This is a genomic window from SAR86 cluster bacterium, assembly GCA_023703575.1.
Lineage (GTDB): Bacteria > Pseudomonadota > Gammaproteobacteria > Magnimaribacterales > Magnimaribacteraceae > Magnimaribacter.
In genome coordinates this window covers 938,355-953,182 of the sequence record CP097969.1, presented here as the reverse complement: position 1 = coordinate 953,182, position 14,828 = coordinate 938,355, and the positions used below count along the sequence as shown (strand labels likewise).

At 34.4% G+C, this 14,828-nt stretch carries 16 protein-coding genes and 1 tRNA gene; 15 read left to right on the top strand and 2 right to left on the bottom strand.

What is annotated here, in order from left to right; translation table 11 throughout:
- From acpS to M9C83_04765, 5 genes are read left to right on the top strand one after another with little or no spacing between them, the layout of a single operon-like run.
- The gene (gene acpS / locus M9C83_04785) at positions 1-384 is read left to right on the top strand and encodes a holo-ACP synthase (protein URQ65974.1); all 384 of its coding nucleotides are present in this window, start codon (positions 1-3) and stop codon (positions 382-384) included.
- Positions 385-386: 2 nt separating this feature from the next.
- Positions 387-1,034 carry an adenylate kinase gene (gene adk / locus M9C83_04780; protein URQ65973.1) on the top strand — a complete coding sequence of 216 codons (648 nt, stop codon included), beginning with the start codon at positions 387-389 and terminating at the stop codon, positions 1,032-1,034.
- Positions 1,035-1,685 (top strand): tRNA (adenosine(37)-N6)-threonylcarbamoyltransferase complex dimerization subunit type 1 TsaB, encoded by a 651-nt coding sequence (gene tsaB / locus M9C83_04775; protein ID URQ65972.1) that lies wholly within the window; start codon positions 1,035-1,037, stop codon positions 1,683-1,685. It abuts the gene before it with no gap.
- Positions 1,667-2,467, top strand: a complete 801-nt coding sequence (gene uppP / locus M9C83_04770; GenBank protein ID URQ65971.1) for an undecaprenyl-diphosphatase UppP — start codon at positions 1,667-1,669, stop codon at positions 2,465-2,467. The genes tsaB and uppP overlap by 19 nt, the downstream gene beginning before the upstream one ends.
- The gene (locus tag M9C83_04765; protein ID URQ65970.1) at positions 2,464-3,210 is read left to right on the top strand and encodes a class I SAM-dependent methyltransferase; all 747 of its coding nucleotides are present in this window, start codon (positions 2,464-2,466) and stop codon (positions 3,208-3,210) included. The genes uppP and M9C83_04765 overlap by 4 nt, the downstream gene beginning before the upstream one ends.
- Here the strand turns inward: M9C83_04765 and plsB are convergent.
- A complete protein-coding gene (plsB, locus tag M9C83_04760; protein URQ65969.1) occupies positions 3,203-5,614 on the bottom strand; it encodes a glycerol-3-phosphate 1-O-acyltransferase PlsB in 2,412 nt (803 codons plus the stop codon). The genes M9C83_04765 and plsB overlap by 8 nt on opposite strands.
- A gap of 80 nt (positions 5,615-5,694) precedes the next feature.
- On the opposite strand from plsB, the gene M9C83_04755 reads away from it, so the two are divergent.
- From M9C83_04755 to secF, 6 genes are all read left to right on the top strand, one after another.
- Positions 5,695-5,780, top strand: a tRNA-Leu gene (locus M9C83_04755).
- 11 nt (positions 5,781-5,791) lie between these two features.
- Positions 5,792-6,823 (top strand): tRNA preQ1(34) S-adenosylmethionine ribosyltransferase-isomerase QueA, encoded by a 1,032-nt coding sequence (queA, locus tag M9C83_04750; protein URQ65968.1) that lies wholly within the window; start codon positions 5,792-5,794, stop codon positions 6,821-6,823.
- Between the two features lie 3 nt (positions 6,824-6,826).
- Positions 6,827-7,945: a tRNA guanosine(34) transglycosylase Tgt gene (gene tgt / locus M9C83_04745; protein URQ65967.1), complete on the top strand. Its 1,119-nt coding sequence runs from the start codon at positions 6,827-6,829 to the stop codon at positions 7,943-7,945.
- A 9-nt stretch (positions 7,946-7,954) separates the two neighbouring features.
- Positions 7,955-8,248: a preprotein translocase subunit YajC gene (gene yajC, locus M9C83_04740; protein ID URQ65966.1), complete on the top strand. Its 294-nt coding sequence runs from the start codon at positions 7,955-7,957 to the stop codon at positions 8,246-8,248.
- Between the two features lie 2 nt (positions 8,249-8,250).
- A complete protein-coding gene (gene secD / locus M9C83_04735) occupies positions 8,251-10,101 on the top strand; it encodes a protein translocase subunit SecD (GenBank protein URQ65965.1) in 1,851 nt (616 codons plus the stop codon).
- Positions 10,098-11,015 (top strand): protein translocase subunit SecF, encoded by a 918-nt coding sequence (gene secF, locus M9C83_04730; GenBank protein ID URQ65964.1) that lies wholly within the window; start codon positions 10,098-10,100, stop codon positions 11,013-11,015. The genes secD and secF overlap by 4 nt, the downstream gene beginning before the upstream one ends.
- Here secF and M9C83_04725 read toward each other — a convergent pair.
- Positions 11,012-11,821 (bottom strand): inositol monophosphatase, encoded by an 810-nt coding sequence (locus tag M9C83_04725; protein ID URQ65963.1) that lies wholly within the window; start codon positions 11,819-11,821, stop codon positions 11,012-11,014. The two genes, secF and M9C83_04725, sit on opposite strands and share 4 nt — an antisense overlap.
- Positions 11,822-11,874: 53 nt before the next feature.
- On the opposite strand from M9C83_04725, the gene M9C83_04720 reads away from it, so the two are divergent.
- From M9C83_04720 to M9C83_04705, 4 genes are read left to right on the top strand one after another with little or no spacing between them, the layout of a single operon-like run.
- Complete coding sequence (locus tag M9C83_04720; GenBank protein URQ65962.1) at positions 11,875-12,621, top strand: RNA methyltransferase; 747 nt, start codon at positions 11,875-11,877, stop codon at positions 12,619-12,621.
- A gap of 52 nt (positions 12,622-12,673) precedes the next feature.
- The gene (locus tag M9C83_04715) at positions 12,674-13,018 is read left to right on the top strand and encodes a GntR family transcriptional regulator (protein URQ65961.1); all 345 of its coding nucleotides are present in this window, start codon (positions 12,674-12,676) and stop codon (positions 13,016-13,018) included.
- A 1-nt stretch (position 13,019) separates the two neighbouring features.
- A complete protein-coding gene (locus M9C83_04710; protein ID URQ65960.1) occupies positions 13,020-13,892 on the top strand; it encodes an ABC transporter ATP-binding protein in 873 nt (290 codons plus the stop codon).
- Positions 13,889-14,803 (top strand): hypothetical protein, encoded by a 915-nt coding sequence (locus M9C83_04705; GenBank protein URQ65959.1) that lies wholly within the window; start codon positions 13,889-13,891, stop codon positions 14,801-14,803. The genes M9C83_04710 and M9C83_04705 overlap by 4 nt, the downstream gene beginning before the upstream one ends.
- Positions 14,804-14,828: the final 25 nt, after the last annotated feature.

Sequence of the window (14,828 nt, the reverse complement as noted above, 5' to 3'; positions counted from 1 at the left end):
ATGATTAAAGGCATAGGTATAGACTCCATAGAGCAAGATAGGATCTTTAGAATTCTAAGTAAATATGGATACAGATTCCAAGATAAAATCCTTGGCCCAGAGGAAAAAAAGGAAATTGAAATTAAATCAAATCAACTTCAGAAAGCAAGATATCTGTCAAACAACTTCGCATGTAAGGAGGCTCTTTCTAAGGCGCTTGGACTTGGTCTTGCCAGTGGCGTCTCTTTTAAAGAAATACAAATACTAAGAGATCCTAAAGGCAAGCCTTATGTAAACTTGAGTGGTAATACAAAAAAAATTAGTAATAAATTAGATATTCAGAATATTTATGTATCAATTACAGATACTAGCAATTTATCCACGGCATTTGTCATAGGAGAATAAATATGAAAATAATACTTTTAGGGCCTCCAGGAGCTGGCAAAGGGACTCAAGCAGAGTCGATTTGTGGAAATTATGGAATTCCACATATATCCACAGGAAATATGCTTAGAGAAGCGGTAGAAGCAGGAACAAAACTAGGTTTAGAAGCTAAATCACTTATGGACGCAGGCATCTTAGTTTCTGATGATGTAATTGTAGGTTTGGTTGAAGAGAGAATCTCGTCAGATGATTGTTCTGAAGGTTTTTTGTTTGATGGTTTTCCAAGAACTATTCCACAAGCCGAGGCGCTTATTGAAAGAGATATAAATATTGATGCTGTTGTAGAGATAGCTGTTCCTGACCAAGATATAATTGATCGGATGTCAGGTAGAAGAATGCATCCTGCTTCGGGAAGAAATTATCACATCATTTTCAATCCGCCTAAAAATGAAGGTAAAGATGATATTACTGGTGAAGATCTGATTCTAAGAGAAGATGATAAACCTGAAACGGTAAAAGATAGATTAAAAATATATGCTGATCAGACATCTCCTTTAGTAGTCTTTTACTCAAATTTATCTACTTCTAGTCAACTTAAGTATATAAAAGTTTCAGGAACTGCAACTCCAAGTAACGTAACACAACAGATATTAAAAGACTTAGAGATTTAATTGGATAATATCCTTGCAATAGAAACTTCAACTGACACATGTTCGGTTTCAATAGGAAATTGTCAAGAAGTCTTTAGTTATCATGAAAATATACCTAAGCAACACACAGAAAAGCTTTTAAGTGTAATAAATAACCTATTTGAAGAAAGTGAACTTTCTTATGAAGATTTGAGTGCTCTGGCTGTAGGTATTGGACCAGGCTCCTACACTGGAGTGAGATTATCTTGTGCTGTAGCCCAAGGGATAGCCTTCTCTCAGAAACTTAAAGGAATAACCTTACCAAGTATCGAGCTATTATCCATACAAGCTCATGAAGAGACATCTTCAAACCCTGTAGTTGCAATATCTGAACCTAATATGGGCAAAGTATATATCTCTAAATCTATTTTTTCGGAAGGAAATATGAAATCTAATTACAGTCTCATTCCACAGGAAGCTTTCAAGCGAGAAGCATTTCCTGAGGAGAGTTGTTTCGTTGGAGAGGGCTGCTCATATTTTGATATTACAAATCAACTCCCGGGTGCTCATCCAAGAGCAACATATTTACTCAAGTTTGCGCTAAAAAAATTGGATCAAGGTGATTTGATAGAACCAGATGAAATAATTCCTATCTATTTAAATGATGAAAGCAGTTGGAAGAAAATAAAATGACTTATTTGGAGGGCATAGCACTTGCAGTCATACAGGGATTAACTGAATTTTTGCCTATATCCAGTTCAGCTCACTTAATCCTCTTATCTGAGTTTATGGGCTCAAACCAGAACCTTTTCTACGATGTCTCTTTACATTTGGGAACATTAATAGCTGTATGCATTTATTTCCGCACAGATTTAATTGAAATTATTAATTCAGTTATTAAATATAAGTCTTTATTAAATAACCTATTATTGAGACAACTTTTTATTTCATGTATTCCTACTCTTTTGCTAGGTTTCATTTTAGTTGATTTGATAGATGGTTATCTTCGAACTAGCACCATGATAGCTAGCACTACTATCTTTTTTGGATTTGTTTTATTTCTGGCAACATTCAGTAAATCTCATAAGACACATATTGAAGAAATTACTTTGAGGGATGCTTTAATAATTGGATTCGCTCAATCATTTGCCCTTATTCCTGGAACCTCCAGATCTGGAATAACCATATCAGCTGGACTTTTGTTAGGACTAGATAATAAAACAGCTTCTAAGTTTAGTTTCTTAATAGCTATACCAACGATTGGTGCCATAGCTTTATATCAGCTTTTATCAACAGACCTCGAGTTCTTAATTAGATACTTTCAAATTAATCTTTTAGGCCTGATTGTCTCTTTCGTAGTTGCTTATGCAACTATAGATTTTTTTATAAGGTTTATTAATAAAATTGGATTCTTGCCTTTCGTTCTTTATCGTATTGTTTTGGGTATTGTAATATTTGCTTTGATACTCTCGTGAGATTTTATCTTACCTTTGATGATCCTCAATCTAAAGCAAAAGCTTTAATGTTATCGAAAAAGCTTAATATTGAAATTTTTAAAAGACCTTCACGACAAAAGATAAAAGATTTTTCAGAAGATTATTTCTTTACCTGCTCAAAAGACAGATTATTTCTTAAAAAAGGACTGCGGCATAATTCGAAGCCAATTTTTTCGGACTTCGATGATTGGACAAAAAATTATGATGACAACTTGCTCAAGAATTCAACTAAAGGATTGCCAAAAAATTTCTCTTGCCTAGATCTCACAGCGGGATTTGGAAAAGATGCTCTGGAAATATCTAAAATTACAAATTGTAAATCCCTGATTTTAGTGGAAAAGGAGGCTTGGGTATTTGAGCTTTTAGTAGATGGTATAAAAAATACCTCTTGCAGCAGGGCGCATGATCTTTTAAAAAAATTTAAAGTATTCAATATGGATGGTCTTGAGTTCTTAGAATCAAAAAATGAGACTTTCGATCTAGTCTATATCGATCCTATGTTTTTGGGAGTCCAAAAATCTAAAGCAAAAAAACATATGCAAGCACTTAGAGATCTATCCACTGCAGTAATTCAAAAACAATTTCTTAAGACAAGCTTAAAAATTGCAAACCATAGAGTAATTGTTAAGAGACATAAGAACATGGAATATCTTGAGGGAATAATTCCAAATAGATCAGTAAAAGGTAAGGTAGTGAGATACGATATTTACTATACTAGTTAGATTGCCTTTCTATAAATTCCAAAAAATCCTTATCAAAGAATTGTTCATAAAGGTTTTTTGCCTTCTTAGTAATTTTAGAGGCTGATAATTTACCTTCACAATCTTCTTTAAAAAATTTAGTTTGTTTCATCATATATACGAAATTATCGAATTTTGCTTTATCCGAGAATTCTGGGTAAGGCCAACCCTCAATTTCTTCAAGATCTTCAGCCAATTTTTTACATTTGATATTTAAATCTTCTTTTAAGATAGATTCACTTTTCCATATTGTACTCATAACTATGTAGAACCGTTTCAAACTTGGCTCACAAAGATTGGATAAGGCAATGTAATGCTGAAAAACTACACTATTTTCTGATGGAGGTTTGATATTTCCAGCTTTATCTTCTACAAGAATTCCTTTGATTTGAAGTATCTTGATAGCATTTGAAATTAATTCTTTATCAATTATTTCATTTTTCAAATGAAAATCTTTTGCGAAGATTGGATATATCATCTCGATGAGTTTTATGATTTCTTCTTTTTGAGCTTTCTTTATAAATTTTAAAGATTCGCATATTAAAGAATAGAGAATAAAGAGATGGACTATATTATTTTTATAAAATGATAATGTTGCCACTTGGTCTGATGTCGGCCTATAAACTTTTTTAGAGGCAATCTTAATAGGTTTAATAAAACCCAATTTTTTTGTCTTTGAGAGTATGTTCTTGACTTCTCGCTGCGTAATCCACACATCTTTATAGTCGGAAGACTTCTCGATAAGGGAAATAAAGAAATTTATTCTTTCCTCTAAGTCTTCTTCGTCCATAGTTTGAGTTGAGGAAGATAATAAGGCGACGGAAAATAAACTTGTAGAAGTCACTGCAACTGAATTATTGATAGCTCTAATAACAGATTGTCCTAATTTAACTGTCACATCTGTTAGCCATTCCGGTTTTTCCCGAGGAGTGGATATAGAGTATTCATCATTCACATTAGCTTTAAGGAAAGTATCAAGATCAATAGGGTCAGCAAAATTAATATATGAATTTCCTAGATAATTTCTGAAGTCTTTAAAAACCTTTATTGGATCCATCAAACTTTCTTTTTTCTTTTTTCCACCTGTAAGTTCGGATAAATAACTTTGACCTTCGAGTATTTTTTCATAACCTATATAAACTGGAACAATTTTTACATTTTGGTCTTTTAAAGAGGCAAAACTTCTAATTATCAAAGAAAGCAATCCCGGCCTAGATGGAAGACTTAGACCAGTTCTACTTCTTCCTCCCTCAGGAAAGAACTCTATAGAGTTACCTCTTGTCATAAGAGCCCTAATATGTTCAAAGAAAACAGTACTATACAGGGAATTACTCATAAATGTTCTCCTCATAAAGACTGCACCTGCTCCTCTTAGGATACTACCCACAATTGGTACATTTAGATTATTTCCTGCAGCTACTTGAGGAATCATTAAGCCATTTTCATAGAGCAGATATGTTAATGCACAATAGTCAATATGACTTCTGTGACACGGAAGATAAATTAAAGAATTATCTTTAGAAAGCTCTTTAATTTTTTCTAGGTTGTTTGTATGTAATCCCTCATATCTTGTATTCCAAAACCAAGTAAAACCCGAGTCTAATAGGCTTAAGATTGAATAATTTGTATCAGAGCAAATTTCATTTGCGTACTTGTATGCCTTTTTTGTGAGCCTTTTTTTTCTTGATTTATTTCCATCTGCTAGTTTCTTGACTTCCTCTCTTACATATCTGTTTCTTACAAGAGATTTGACTAGAGTTCTCCTGTGAGAAATATCTGGACCCAACATCGCTTGTTTTGATTTTCTAAATACTGCCCTTAAATATCTGCTTAGGATTAATGCATTTTTTTTAATTCCATTCTTTTGCTCTATTTCTTCTTTAATGTAAAAGGCTCTTTCAAGTTGTAATTTTAAATTTCTACCATGAACTATTAACTTAAAAATCCTTTTCAAAGTACCGGCAGGCCTCCAAGATGGTGAGAAGATGATTTTGAATAATGACTGTTTTTTATCAGGTCTATTTCCCCAAGATACGGATACCGGAATTATTGATATCTCATGATCAAGCTTTAAAAGCTCTTCTAAGTTATGAGTTTTTTGTCTTTTAAATTTTTGTTCGGGGATTAAGTACTTAGGACTCTGTAAGCATATAAACCTTTTTACTTTTGTATCTTGGATATTCTCTACTGGGAGAGGCACATTATTTTGTTTACAAATCTCATTTAACGCGGCTAAATCAATTAATGATTCAGTAGGAAGAGCATAGACTATATTTTTTTTAGAATGAATTATTTTAAGTTCTTCTTTTTTTAAAGAAGAAGAACTTAAATTCCTTACGAAAAAGCTCAATAGCTTAAAAATAAAACTATTTGTATAGAAGTTCATATTTTTCAATATTAAAAAGTTATCTGATATGAGTTTACCTTTTCATAGTAAAATTTGTTGCAACTTTATGATTAAGATTTGCCGAAGTGGCGGAATTGGTAGACGCAGGGGATTCAAAATCCCCCGCCCTTTGGGTGTGAGAGTTCGAGTCTCTCCTTCGGCACCATTAACATTGACTTGAATTTAACAGATTACAATTTCTATCTTCCTCAAGAACTAATAGCTAAAGAACCCTCGAAAGAAAGAACTTCTAGCAGGCTTTTAGTTGTTGACGAATCGCTAACTGATAGAAACTTCCCAGATGTTCTTGATTATTTAAACAAAGGAGACCTTTTGGTGGTCAATGATACAAAAGTATTTAATGCTAGACTCGAAGCATTTAAGTTATCTGGTGGGAAGGTTGAGATTCTCATAGAAAGAAAGTTAGATAATTTTCATGTTTTGGCTATGACTAAGTCTAATAGACCACTGAAAGAAAATGATAAACTTTTAATCACCGATTCTGAAGTTATAGCTGAAGTTATTCAAAAAAAAGATTATTTGTGCAAGATAAAATTTTCTAGGCCTACAGAGGAGATTATAGATGCATATGGATCTTTACCTTTACCCCCATACTTAAACAGAGAACCAAATGAGGAGGACTATGATAGATATCAGACCATCTATGCAAAAGAAGAAAATAATAGATCAACCGCAGCACCTACTGCAGGATTACATTTTGAAGATTCTCTTATAAATGAAATCAAAGACAAGGGGATCAATATTGCTTCTATTACCCTAGATATTGGGCTGGGTACTTTTAAACCAATCACTGTTAATGATATTCATAAACATAAAATGCATTCAGAAAAGATTTACCTTTCCACTGAAACCTCTGAAATGATCAATAATACAATTCAATCTAAATCTAAAATTATAAGTGTAGGTACAACTAGTCTCAGATGTCTCGAAGCTGTTCACGGAAAATTTGGCGAAATTAAACCATTTGAAGGAGAAACTGACATTTTCATATATCCCGGTTTTAAATTTAATGTTGTAGATACCTTAATTACAAATTTTCATTTACCAAAAACAACGTTGCTTTTATTAGTAAGCGCTTTCGCTGGAAAAGATAATTTAAAAAAAGCTTATAAGCATGCAATAAAACAAAAATATATGTTTTTTAGCTATGGCGATGCGATGTTACTTAATAGGGAATCTAATTCTTGATATATGTATAAACTCATCGCAAAAGATGGAGAAGCCCGAAGAGGGGAAGTGTTTACAGAACACGGAACATTTCAGACACCTGCTTTTATGCCTGTTGGCACCTATGGTGCTGTAAAGTCTATAAGCCCTGAAATCTTACATTCAATAAATGCAGAGATAATTTTATCTAATACCTATCATCTCATGGAGCGACCCGGTGTTGATATTATTAAATTGAATGGAGGATTGCATAATTTTATGTCATGGGACAAACCAATTTTAACTGACTCAGGAGGCTACCAAGTTTTTAGTCTTGCAAAAAAGAGGAAGATTACTGAAGAGGGGGTGGAATTTAACTCAGCTTTGAATGGAAATAAATTATTCCTAAATCCAGAAAAATGCATGGAACTTCAGCAGTCATATGGAGTTGATATAGCCATGGTCCTTGATGAATGTACACCTTATCCAGCGGAGAGATCGGTAGCAGAGAAATCCATGCAATTGTCATTAAGATGGGCAGAAAGATCTAGAAACTCCTTTGATAGCAATAAATCAAGTTTGTTTGGAATAATACAAGGTGGTGTTTATGGTGATCTCAGAGAGCAGTCTTTAGAAGGGCTAAAAAGAATGGATTTTGAGGGATATGCCATAGGAGGATTATCTGTGGGAGAGCCTAAAGAAGATTTACGTCAAATAACTAATCTAATTGCCCCTAAAATGCCAGCAGATAAACCCCGCTATTTGATGGGTGTAGGCACACCCCTTGATATCATTAAAGCCGTCGAAAGTGGTGTAGATATGTTTGATTGTGTAATTCCTACGCGACATGCTAGAAATGGTTATCTTTATACTTCAGAAGGAGTAGTTAAAATCAGAAATGCAGCCAACAAACATTCGGTCGAGCCTATTGATAAGGAATGCGATTGCTATACTTGTCGAAACTTTTCAAGAAGCTATTTACATCATTTAGACAAGACCAATGAAATGCTAGGCTCTTCTCTGCAAACTATACACAACCTTACTTTTTACATTAACTTGATGAGAAGTTTGCGAGTATCAATCGAAAAAGGTAAATTGCAATCCTTTATTAAAAGATTTGAAGAAACTTGGAATAATTCAGACAACCCCAATATAAATATCTAGAGGAGAAACATGGAACAATCACCAACTTTTTTTGATCCAACTTTATTTTTACTGTTTGGATTTATTATCTTGATTTATTTTTTGATGATACGCCCAGAAAATAAAAGAAGAAAAACTCATCAAGAGATGCTTGCAAGTTTGGACACCGGAGAGGAAATTGTTACGGCTGGAGGTATTCTTGGAAAAGTAACAAAAATCTCTGAACAATATATTGAACTTTCAATTTCTGATAATACAAAAATAAAAGTACAAAAAAACTCTATTTCTGCGATTCTTCCTAAAGGAACACTCAAATCTATATAGATATGAAACGATATGGCCTTTGGAGGTACTTGCTCATCCTGTTTGTTTTAGGGCTGGGTATAATTTATTCATTACCAAATCTGTATGCACCTGATCCTGCTGTTCAAATATCTTATACAAGCAGCTCTCAAACAGCAGACGAATTCTTATCTGAAAGAGTTGCCGATATCATCAAAAATGAAGGTTTTGATGCAAAAATTCAACTAGATAATGATTATGTTTTAGTTAGGACTGATACCTATCAGAATCAACTTAAAATTAAGGAATTACTCTCTAGTAAGCTTATAAATGATGTGGTCATAGCTTTAAACTTAGCTCCGACTACTCCGAAATGGCTTGTCGACATTGGTGCAAACCCAATGAAACTTGGTTTAGATCTAAGAGGAGGTGTACACTTCTTGATGCAGGTTGATACCGAAACTGCTTTAAGGAATAGGCAGGATGGAACTCTGCAGGATTTAAGAATAAGATTTAGAGAAGAGAACATTAGATATAATCAGGCTTCAGTTGAAGAAGACTCTTCAATATTTCTTAAATTCAACAACTTGCAAGCAAAAGAGAAAGCTGAGGAATTTATCATTGATAACTATGCTCAATTTAACTTTCCTTTAACTTCAAATGGTGAAAATATAATACAACTTTACTTATCTGATGCTGAAATAGATCAGATTGAATCTGATGCAATAGATCAAAATCTTACTACTTTAAGAAATCGAGTCAATGAACTTGGGGTCTCTGAGCCAATCGTGCAAAGACAAGGTAAAAAAAGAATAGTTGTTCAATTACCAGGCATACAAGATACAGCGGCAGCAAAAAATATTTTGGGTAAGACGGCAACTCTTGAATTTCATTTGGAAGCTCAAATGGATACACCGAGATCAAGAAAAACTTCCTATCCTTACAGAAATGGAATAAGTGCTCCTGCTTTCTTGCAAGATTCTATTATTTTAGGAGGAGATCAAGTAGCGACTGCTCAAGCTTCTTTCGATGAAAATGGCTTACCGCAAGTAAATATAACTTTAGATGGTGAGGGTGGATCAAAGATGCATAGAGCAACTAGAGGAAATATCGGTAAAAGACTTGGAGTGTTGTTTGTAGAACAAAAAACTAAAACAATTTATGAAAAAGATGAGAGCGGACAACAAGTACCTGTTCAACAATCATATGAAGTTAAGGAAATTATTAGCCTCGCTACAATAAGAGCTGCATTAGGAACAACTTTTAGAATTACCGGGCTAGATAGTCCCAGTGAGTCTTCTGAACTTGCTCTCTTGCTCAGGGCTGGTGCTCTAGCTGCACCAATGACATTTGTTGAAGAAAGAACAGTAGGTCCAAGCTTAGGAGCAGATAATATAAAAGCTGGTGTTTTTTCTATGCAATTAGGCTTGTTTCTTGTTTTAAGTTTTATACTTTTTTATTACAGGATATTTGGAGTTGCCGCTAGCTTGGCTTTGACTTTCAATATTGTCTTGTTGGTCGCAATTATGTCGACTCTTTCAGCCACCTTAACTCTGCCTGGAATTGCTGGAATAGTTCTAACGGTGGGTATGGCAGTAGATGCAAATGTATTGATTTTTTCAAGAATACGAGAAGAGTTGAACAGAGGTAGGGCGCCCTTAGATGCAATTGATGCTGGTTATAATAGAGCTTTCCTAACTATATGGGATGCAAATGTCACCACACTTATTGTTGCAGTTATTTTATTATCCTATGGAACAGGACCTGTTAAGGGATTTGCAATAACTTTATCAATTGGAATCATCACTTCTATGTTTACCGCAATCATGGGAACAAGAGCCTTTGTAAACCTTATTTATGGTTCAAAGAAGAATCTTGAGGGACTATCAATATGACTTTTAATATTGACTTCTTAGCATGGAGAAAGATTGCGATCATTTTTTCCTCTATTTTCTTAGTCTTATCTATAGGATCATTGCTGGTAAAAGAACTCAATTATGGTTTGGATTTTACGGGAGGAACTTTAGTTGAATTAAGTTATCCTGAAGAAGCAAATATAACCAATATACGGGAGACATTAGTTGATGGCGGGTTTAATGGAGCTCAAGTCGCTAATTTTGGATCTAGTACAGAAGTTCTTATAAAGCTACCAGGTACAGTAAGTGACAGCCTTGGTTCTGAAATAGTCTCCTTATTAAGCACTAATAACTCTGATCAAGCTATTGATTTGCGAAGAATTGAATATGTAGGGCCACAGATTGGAAGTGAACTTAGAGATGATGGCGGGACTGCTATGCTTATAGCGTTAGCCTTCATGATGCTTTATATAGCGTTTCGGTTTCAATCTATGTTTGCTGGTGCCGCTGTAGTGGCTCTTGTGCATGATGTCATTATTGTAGTTGGTATATTTTCTCTTATTCAAATCGAGTTTGATTTAACTGTTTTAGCTGCTTTATTGGCGGTAATTGGCTATTCACTGAATGATACTATTGTTGTATCAGACAGAATTAGAGAAAATTTAAGATCTGCTGAATTAGAAAGTACCGAAGATATAATAAACCTATCATTAAATCAAACATTAGGAAGAACTTTAATCACCTCCTTAACAACTCTGTTGGTATTATTTTCGCTGTATTTTCTTGGTGGGGAGCTTATTAAAAACTTTGCTTTGGCTTTAATTTTTGGTGTTGTGATCGGTACATATTCATCCATATATATAGCCGCAAATGCATTAGTTATTATGGGGTTAAATAAAGAACACCTAAGAGTAGAAGAACCTGAAAATGCCGATGATAATCCTTTGCCCTAGGACTCAACTATTGAAGTATAGGGTTTGATTGATTGAAGCATTGGTTTGAAACATTTATTTGTTGAGCAAATTATATTATCGCCAGCTAGGTAGTCTGGATTGCCAAAATAATCACTTACCAAGCCTCCTGCTTCTCTTACTAAAAGTCCACCTGCAGCTATATCCCACATGCCTAGTCCGCTGCCCCAAAATCCATCTAATCTCCCCGCCGCAACATTTGCCATATCTAGAGCTGCGGAGCCAGTTCTTCTTATTGTTAATCCATTTGAGTAAAGTGATCTGAAGGTCGACATATTATCATGTCTTACTTTGCCCTTATCAGTATCATGAGATGAATTGCTCAAGAGAGTTCCAGACAAACCTTTTGCTTTACTTACTCGAATTCTTCGATTGTTAAGATAGGCTCCTCTACCAAAACTAGCGGTAAATTCATCTTGTTTTGGAACATCGATAATTAAAGCATGCAAAGTTTTACCTTTTTCTACATAAGCAATTGAAATAGCATAATAAGGAAATCCATGAATAAAGTTTGTTGTTCCATCCAGAGGGTCAATAACCCACATGGATTCAATATCTTTTCCTGAACCCTCAATTCTTCCAACTTCTTCGGATACATAAGTGTGTTTAGGATAAATTGATTTTAGTGAATCAATGATTATCGATTCAACTTTTCTGTCCAATTGAGTCACAAAATTTGAAGGCCCTTTCTCTTTAATTTCGAGTTGATCAAGTCTATAGGCATAACTCAATAGTTCCTTACAGCCTGCACGAGCAGCTTCTAAAGCAATATTTACTTTTGGTTCCATAATTAAATGCGCATCGTAACATATTGCACTCGATCCCCTGATAGAATATGTGAATGGTAGAGAATAAAGATGATTCAAAGGATTTATTCAGCTCAATAAAAGTTGTTTTAGTTGGTACAACTCATCCGGGAAATATTGGTGCATCTGCTAGAGCTATGAAAAATATGGGTTTACTCAATCTTGCTTTAGTAACCCCTAAAGAGTTTCCAAGTGATGCAGCAACTTTTCGGTCTAAAGCTGCTAAGGATGTTTTAGAAAATGCACAAGTTTTTGAAGACTTAAAAGATGCTATCGCTGATTGTGAATTGGTTATAGGTACAAGCGCTCGAGATAGGAAGGTTCCATGGCCCGTTTTAAATCCAAAAGAATCAGCGGAAGAGGTTGCAAAAAGTGTTCTGCATCATCAAATAGCCATTGTATTTGGAAGAGAGGATAGAGGTCTAACCAATGAAGAGCTGGGCCTTTGCAATCTACATGTACATATTCCCTCTGATCCAGAGTATTCTTCTTTAAATCTCTCACAAGCAGTTCAAATTCTGACATATGAAATAAGAGTTTGTTTATTAGAGCAACAGGAAAACCAAGATAATTGGGATGTTGAACTTGCAAACAATGAACAGACAGAACGATTAATCGCACACATGGACGAATTAATGCAAGAAGTTGAATTTTATGACATTGATAATCCAAGAAAACTCTTACTTAGAGTCAGAAGATTCTTTAAAAGAAGCAGAATTGATGTTATGGAAGCAAATATCTTTAGAGGATTATTTTCAACAATTCAAAAGAAGTTAAAGTGATGCTCTTGTATGTGTATTAGTAAAGTAATACACTTATTTCGAGAATTGCATCATGCAGTGGACAAACGATCAACCGATATACCAACAAGTTAGAGACCATGTCGTCTCATTAATAATCGATGGTGTTCTGAAGTCAGGTGATCCCATACCTTCAGTTCGGCAAATGGCAGTTGAAGGTGGGGTGAATCCGCTTACTGTATCAAAAGCTTATCAAGAACTTGTTGATCTTCACATTGTCGAAAAAAGAAGAGGACTGGGTATGTTTATTACTGAAGATGCTAAAAAAGAATTGCTAAAACTAGAGAAATCTAAGTTTTTAGAAAACGAATGGCCAAATACATTAAAAAAAGCATCAAGCTTGGGTATAGATCTTAGCAAACTTATTAACCAGAATTAAGATGAGTGAAATTATTATTAAAGCTGAATCTATCAAAAAGAACTATGATGCTAGCTATGCTCTTGATGGTATTGATATCGAGGTTTTATCTGGGCAAATATTAGGCCTTATTGGACCTAATGGAGCTGGTAAATCAACATTCTTACAATCTATACTTGGACTGATTCAGACTGAGGGGAATCTAGAAGTACTAGGGATGGATCCTAGAAAGGATCGGCATCAACTGCTCAAAGAGGTATGCTCAATTACAGATGTTGCTGTACTTCCAAAATGGATGACAGTTGATCAGGTTTTGCAATATGTTGATGGTGTTCATCCAAAATTTGATTTAAAAAAATGCCTATCAATACTTTCTAAAACAGACATAAAGAGAAGTTCTAAAATAAAAATTCTTTCTCGTGGTTTAGTAGTACAGCTTCATCTATCAATAGTCATGGCAATTGATGCGAAATTATTGGTTTTAGACGAACCCACTCTTGGACTAGATCTTGTATATCGAAAAGAATTTTATTCACAGCTCATCGAAGACTACTATGATGGAGATAGAACAATACTTATAAGCACACATCAGGTAGAGGAGATTGAAGGTGTTCTCTCTGATGCGTTATTTATGAACCAAGGACGGGTTGTTATGCATGATTCAATTGAATCAATTAATAAAAAGTTCCTGGAGTTACGCCCCAATATTGACACAATAGAAAAAGGGAGATCCTTAAAGCCTATCCATCAAAGAATAGAACTAGGTAGAGAAGTATTACTATTTGAAGATATAGATGAAGAAAAACTATCTGAATTAGGTGAAGTAAGACCACCTTTTATAGCTGATTTATTCATGGCAATAATGGATAAAACGAAAAGGGGAACTGAGTCATGACAACTATTTTCTTCGCAATGTTAAGAAGAGAGGTTCAGGAACATAAGGTGGCTTTTATATATGCCCCTTTTATAGTAACAATTGTTCTATGTTTTGTGATTGTTTCAGTCTATTTCGGAATTACTGATATACAAACGGCTGAATTCAACTTTTCGACAGAGATTTATGATGAAGATTATCAAGAGGCAATGTTACAAGCTTCTCCAGAAGCAAAAGCAAGAGTTATCAGGGCAGGATTGACAGTATTAGCACTTCCAGTACTAATCACCGTCGGCTTCGGACTTCTTGCTTATAATCTTTCAACTTTTGCCGATGAGCGTAAAGACCGCAGTTTAATATTTTGGAGATCTCTTCCAGTCTCTGACCTTACAACTGTAGTTTCAAAAATATTGTTTGTTATATTGGTGGTACCTTTAATGATACTTCCAAATATAATCCTATTACAGTTTGTAGCTGTGATGAGTGCTTCTATTTATTTTGTTTCAAATGATATTGTATCCTTTGGTTACCTATGGAATAGCTACATAATAACTGATTGGTTTAGAGTAATTTTCAGCCTCTGGGCTCAAGCATTATGGACCCTTCCCATCTTTACTTGGCTAATGTTAGCCGGAACTTATTCTAGGAAACCTGTTTTAGGAGCAGTAGTACCCCTCGTAGCAACTGTAGTTCTTGAAGGCATCATCTTTAAAACTAATTATATTTTGGAATTCATCGTTGAAAGAATCGGTTTTTGGTCCAGATCGGAAAGTTTTCCTAAGAAATATGAAGAGATTAGAGTTGTAGATGTACCTGACATTTATCTTCTTTTTTCTACTCCAGAGTTTTGGATAGGAATAATTGTTAGTGCATTATTAGTATTCGGGATTGTTTATACTCGCTCAACAAATAATGATTATACGGTAGAATAATAGTACAATTGACCTTGAAGCTTAC